Raw genomic sequence first — 6,131 nt, forward strand, 5'->3', positions numbered from 1 at the left:
CCGACCGGTTACTTGCCGAGCTTGTGCAGGATCGCTCTCAAGCGATCTTCCGGGCTCAACCCTTGGCGATCAAGCTCGCGGAGATGCTTTTCGATGTCGCTGGGAAGGTGAATACCCTCGACGGCGCTGATCCTGGCGAAGCCGCTGCGGCCAATCGTGAAGCTCTCGCGCCAGCGCCCGCCGCGTTCTTTGACACGCAGCTTGCCGCCTTGGGTGCGCAGCGAATCCTCGGCTGCCCTCAGCGCCTCGGACCGGGTCGGGTGGACATTGCCCTTTCCGGTCACGTCGGGCTTGCTGACAGCCCAGCCGCTGCCATGTGGAATCACATGAACCGCTTGGGGAGCAGTCAATTTCGTCGGCCTATTTCTCATTCGAGGACGATACCACAGCTTCGATTTCCTGCACCTGATGTTACGGATCAGCGGCGCGATTGGTTGCCCTTCCATCGCCGCACCGCCGCCTTTTCCAGCTCGATGACTACGAAGACCATGGCGCCGATGCCCGCCAGCACCGCCCAGTCGAGCAGATCGATGGCCGCCGTGCCGAACAGGCTTTGCATGAAAGGCAGGTAGGTGAAGGCGAGCTGGAGCAGCAGGCAGAGCGCCATGGAGATCAGGACGGGGCGGCTGCCGAAGATGCCCTTCAGGCTCAGGACGGGGTTCAGGATGGCCCGCGCGTTCCAGAGATAGAAGATCTCGCCGACGACCAGGGTATTGACCGCGATGGTGCGCGCTTCCTCAATGCTGGCGCCGGTGGATTCCAGCCATAGGAAAAGGCCGAAGGCCGGGATCGTCAGCAGCACCATGACCGACAGGATGCGCCATGCCATATAGCCGGTCAGGATGCCCTCCCCCGCGCGGCGCGGCGGCCGGCGCATGATGTCGGGCTCGGGCGGCTCGAAGGCCAGCGCCAGACCCAGGGTGACGGCGCTGATCATGTTGACCCAGAGGATCTGGACCGGGGTGATCGGCAGCGTCGTGCCGGCCAGGATCGCCAGCAGGATGATCATCGCCTGCGCGGCGTTGGTCGGCAGCAGGAACAGGATCGTCTTGCACAGATTGTCGTAGACCGTCCGGCCCTCCGCCACCGCGGCGGCGATCGAGGCGAAGTTGTCGTCGGCCAGCACCATGGATGCCGCTTCCCGCGCGGCTTCGGTCCCCTTGTTGCCCATCGCTATGCCGACATCGGCCCGCTTCAGGGCCGGCGCGTCGTTGACGCCGTCGCCCGTCATCGCGATGGTGGCGCCCTCCGCCTGGAGCGCCCGGACCAGACGGATCTTATGTTCCGGCGTGGTGCGGGCGAAGATGTCGGTGTCGTGGGCGGCACGCCGCAGCGCCTCGTCGTCGAGCCGGTCGAGGTCGTGGCCCGTCAAGGCCTTGCCGCCGCGCAGGCCGATGGCGGCGCCGATGGCGCTGGCGGTCAGCGCGTGGTCGCCCGTGATCATCTTGACCCGGATACCGGCGTCGGAGCAGGCCTTGACCGCCTCGATCGCCTCCTGCCGGGGTGGGTCGATCAGGCCCAGCAGCCCCAGCAGAGTCAAGCCGCCGGTGACGTCGCCGAAATTCAGGCGCCTCATGTCCGCCGGCACGTCGAGGGAGGCCACCGCCAGCACCCGCTGTCCCTGCCCCGCCATCTCCGCGATCCTGGAGGTCCAGGCGGCGGTATCTATCGCCGTATCCACCGGGGCGTCGCCGCCGGCGCGCCGCTCGGCCGCCGCCATCTCGACCAGGCGTTCCGGAGCGCCCTTGACGTAGATCCGGCCCCGGCCGTCGGGAGTACGGTGCAGCGTCGCCATGAACTTGTGGTCCGATTCGAACGGGATCACGTCCAGCCGGGGATAGTCCCGCCGGGTGGTCGCCTGATCCAGCCCCGCCTTCAGCGCCAGCGCCAGCAGCGCGCCGTCGGTCGGGGCGCCGTCCACCTGCCAGACGCCGTCGTGGTCGCTGAGGGCTGCGTCGTTGCACAGCAGGGCGGCGCGCGCGATCTCCAGCAAGGCCGGGTCGTCGGCGGGGCTGGCTACCGGCGCACCGTCCCTGGCGAAGCCGCCTTCGGGCTCGTAGCCGGTGCCATCGACGCCATACCCTGTCTCCGCCGTCTCCACCCGGCGCACCGTCAGCTCGTTGCGGGTCAGGGTGCCGGTCTTGTCGGAGCAGATGACGCTGACCGACCCCAGCGTCTCGACGGCCGGAAGCCGGCGGATGATGGCGTTGCGCCGCGCCATGCGGGTGACGCCGATCGCTAGCGTGATCGTCATGACGGCGGGCAGGCCTTCCGGGATGGCGGCCACTGCGATGCCGACGGCGGCCATGAACATCTCGGTCATGGGAAGGCCCCGCAGCCAGACGCCGACCGCGAAGGCGAATGCCGCGAGCACCAGGATGGCGGCGGTCAGCCAGCGGCCGAAGACCGCCATCTGCGCCAGCAGCGGCGTCGCCATCGTCTCGACGCCGGCGATCATGGTGCTGATCCGGCCGATCTCGGTGGCGTCGCCCGTGGCGACCACCACCCCGGTCCCCTGCCCCATCGTCACCAGCGTTCCGGACCAGGCCGAGGACGTCCGGTCGCCGAGCGCCGCGTCCGGCGCCACCGGCTCGACCGATTTCTGGACCGGAACCGACTCGCCGGTCAGCGCCGATTCCTCGACCTGGAGGTTGCGCGACGATATCAGGCGGAGGTCGGCCGGGACGCGGTCGCCGGACGCCAGATGCACCAGGTCTCCCGGCACCAGTTCTTCCGCCGGGATGGTCCGGCGCTTGCCGTCGCGAACGGCGCTGGCGTTGAGCGACAGCATGCTCCGGATGGCGTTGAGCGCCTGTTCCGCCTTGCCTTCCTGGATGAAGCCGATCGCCGCGTTGATCGCCACGACGCCGACGATGACTGCGGCATCGACGATTTCGCCCAGCAGGGCACTGACCGCGGCCGCCGCGATCAGCACGAGGATCAGGATATTGTTGAACTGGGCCGCGAACCGCCAAAGCGCGCTCCGGCCGGCCGGGGGAGTCAGCCGGTTCGGGCCGTGCCGCTCCAGCCGCCTTGCCGCTTCGGCCTCGCCGAGGCCGCTCCGCCCCGTTTCCAGGCGCTTCAGCGCCTCCTCCGCCGCGATGGCGTGCCAGGCCTCGGTGGGCGGTGGCTGACGGGATTGGCCTTCTGGGAATTGGGCCTCGTTCAGGGAGGCTTCTTTCGAACTTGTACCGCCGGTCATGATGTCCTCGTAAGGTCTCGGCTTCTGACTTGGATCGGGCCGGAAACGATGCAGGGTGACATCAGGTCGCAGCTTGGGCCGGCGCTATCCAGGGATATAGCGCTTTTGTACAGTTCCGGTTTCGTTTGACTTGTCAATCCGTTTCAGATAACTATCTTGTCATCAGTAGGCCCGACTCCCAGAGAATCTCCGTTCATTCTCAAGTGCCCCACCCTGGGGTGCTTCCAAGGCCGATAGCCTCTCCCTCTGCCGCGCAGCCCATCTCACCGCGCCCGGCATGCAACTGCCGCTCCCGTCCCCCACAGGCTCCCGATGAACCTCCAAGAGTTGAAATGTAAGACGCCTGCCGAGCTATTGGCGTTCGCAGAAGAATTACAGATCGAGAACGCCAGTACCCTGCGCAAGCAGGACATGATGTTTGCCATCCTGAAGCAACTTGCCGAAAATGACGTTCCGATCTTCGGGGACGGCGTGCTGGAGATCCTTCAGGACGGCTTCGGGTTCCTGCGGTCGCCGGAATCGAACTATCTGCCCGGACCTGACGACATCTACGTCAGCCCAAGCCAGGTGCGCCGCTTCGGCCTGCGCACCGGCGACACGGTGGAAGGGCAGATCCGCGCACCTAAGGATGGCGAGCGCTATTTCGCGCTGCTCAAGGTCAACACGATCAATTTCGACAGCCCGGACAAGGTCCGGCACCGGATCAACTTCGATAACCTGACGCCGCTCTATCCCGAAGAGCGGCTCAACATGGAAATCGAAGACCCGACCAAGAAGAACTTCACCGGCCGGATCATCGATCTGGTGGCGCCGCTCGGCAAGGGCCAGCGCGCCTTGGTCGTGGCTCCGCCGCGTACCGGCAAGACGGTGATGCTTCAGAACATCGCCCACTCGATCGCCCAGAACCATCCGGAAGTCTACCTGATCGTCCTGCTGATCGACGAGCGGCCGGAGGAAGTGACCGACATGGCCCGCAGCGTGCGCGGCGAAGTCGTCAGCTCGACCTTCGACGAGCCGGCCGCCCGGCACGTCCAGGTCGCCGAAATGGTGATCGAGAAGGCGAAAAGGCTGGTCGAGCACAAGCGCGACGTGGTCATCCTGCTGGACAGCATCACCCGCCTCGCCCGCGCCTACAACACGGTCGTCCCCAGCTCCGGCAAGGTGCTGACCGGCGGTGTCGACGCCAACGCGTTGCAGCGTCCCAAGCGCTTCTTCGGCGCCGCGCGCAACATCGAGGAAGGCGGCTCGCTCACCATCATCGCGACGGCGCTGATCGATACCGGCTCCCGCATGGACGAAGTGATCTTCGAAGAGTTCAAGGGTACCGGCAACTCGGAAATCATCCTGGACCGCAAGATCAGCGACAAGCGGACCTTCCCGGCCATCGACATCACCAAGTCGGGCACCCGTAAGGAAGAGCTGCTGGTCGACAAGGCCACGATTTCCAAGATGTGGGTCCTGCGCCGCATCCTGATGCCGATGGGCGTCACCGACTCGGTGGACTTCCTGCTCGACAAGCTGAAGCACACGAAGAGCAATTCCGAGTTCTTCGACTCGATGAATCAGTAAGCTACGAAGCGGTAAACGGTGGACCGATAAATTCGGGCACCAAAAAAACTCCCTCCCCCGGCGATCCCAGGGGAGGGAGTTTTTTTATGTCGAACCGCCTTTTGACTTATGCCGTAGCACTGGTCGGCTGCTGCCCGGCGGCCTGACGGCGGTACAGGTCGGTGAAGTCGATCGGGTTGATCATCAGCGGCGGGTAGCCGCCGTCGCGGGTCGCATCGGCCACGATGGCGCGGGCGAAGGGGAACAGCAGGCGCGGGGCCTCGATCAGCAGGACCGGCTTGATGTGCTCTTCGGCAAGGCCGGTGACGGTGAACAGGCCGGCATAGGACAGTTCCACCAGGAAGGCGGTGTTCTCGGCGATCTTGGCCTCGCAGCGCATTTCCAGCACCACTTCGTACAGTGTCTCGCCGACCTGCTGGCTGCGGACGTCGACGCCGACCGAAACCTGCGGGGCAGGCTGGCCGGGCAGCAGGGTCTGCGGCGCGTTGGGGTTCTCGAACGAGAAGTCCTTGACGTACTGGGCGTTGATGACGATCGGCAGGGCGGTGGGGCGGGTCTGGCCGGCGCCGTTCTGGTCGGACATGGTGATCTCCTCATGCGCGCGCGGGTTTCATCAGGGGGTTGCGCGCGGATTGGCGTTGTGGCTAGCACGGAAGAGCGGCGCACCACAACGGCATGCCCGCCGTCGGGTGAGCCAATTTAGCGTCAGGCCGGCTGGGCTGCCGTCAGGCAGACCGAGGAGCCGCTTTCCGGATCGAACTCGACCACCGCGCAGTTGTCGACCTCGTGCCCGGTCATCGCCCGGATGAAGCCCCAGTGGGTGACGGATGCTACGCGGGTGTGGTCTTCGAAACCCCTGGCGATGGCGCGGAACTCGGCCGCGCGCAACGTCACGCCATCCTCGTCGATCTCGGTGTCGGGCCACCAGATCTCCGGGACGTGGTCGAGCGCCAGATGCGGCCAGCGCTTCTGCAATTCGGACCGGGGCGACCCAATGTCGCAGGTAAAGAACGCGTGTTCGCCCAATACCGGCTGGACTTCGATCGGCAGTTCCAGGACCTCGGCGATGATCGAAGCGGTCTGGAGCGCCCGCGAGTAGGGGCTGGCGATCAGCCGGACCAGTCCGCGCCCGGCAAGCAGGGATGCGGCGGCAAGGGCCTGGGTGCGGCCCAGGCCGGTCAATCCGGGATCGACGATACCGGGATCGGTCCGGGTCTGGGCGAAGGCGACGTTGAATTCGGACTGGCCGTGTCGGATCAGGAACATGGTGTCGGTTTTACCGGCTGCTGTGGGGAGGGCGCCAGCGGCTGTCGGGCGGCGGCAGGTCGCGCGGTTCGTCCGTTTGCGCTCCTGATGGCGA

The 6,131-nt window shown here is 66.1% G+C and carries 5 protein-coding genes; 1 reads left to right on the plus strand and 4 read right to left on the minus strand.

The window, feature by feature from the left end; translation table 11 throughout:
- Positions 1-8: 8 nt before the first annotated feature.
- Positions 9-446, minus strand: coding sequence for a DUF2188 domain-containing protein (locus AC5JJ6_RS36945; RefSeq protein ID WP_496046816.1), 438 nt, complete (start codon positions 444-446; stop codon positions 9-11).
- Positions 419-3,202, minus strand: coding sequence for a cation-transporting P-type ATPase (locus AC5JJ6_RS36950; RefSeq protein WP_496046817.1), 2,784 nt, complete (start codon positions 3,200-3,202; stop codon positions 419-421). The genes AC5JJ6_RS36945 and AC5JJ6_RS36950 overlap by 28 nt, the downstream gene beginning before the upstream one ends.
- Before the next feature lie 312 nt (positions 3,203-3,514).
- Between AC5JJ6_RS36950 and rho the strand changes: the two genes are divergently transcribed.
- Positions 3,515-4,771, plus strand: a complete 1,257-nt coding sequence (rho, locus tag AC5JJ6_RS36955; RefSeq protein WP_044428354.1) for a transcription termination factor Rho — start codon at positions 3,515-3,517, stop codon at positions 4,769-4,771.
- 106 nt (positions 4,772-4,877) lie between these two features.
- Here rho and secB read toward each other — a convergent pair whose 3' ends face one another.
- Together secB and AC5JJ6_RS36965 are read right to left on the minus strand one after the other, a co-directional pair.
- Entirely contained in the window at positions 4,878-5,354 is a 477-nt protein-coding gene (secB, locus tag AC5JJ6_RS36960) for a protein-export chaperone SecB (protein WP_496046818.1), read from the minus strand.
- A gap of 122 nt (positions 5,355-5,476) precedes the next feature.
- The coding region (locus AC5JJ6_RS36965) for a histidine phosphatase family protein (protein ID WP_496046819.1) at positions 5,477-6,131 on the minus strand (655 nt) is incomplete at its 5' end.

It is taken from the genome of Skermanella sp. (assembly GCF_059503625.1).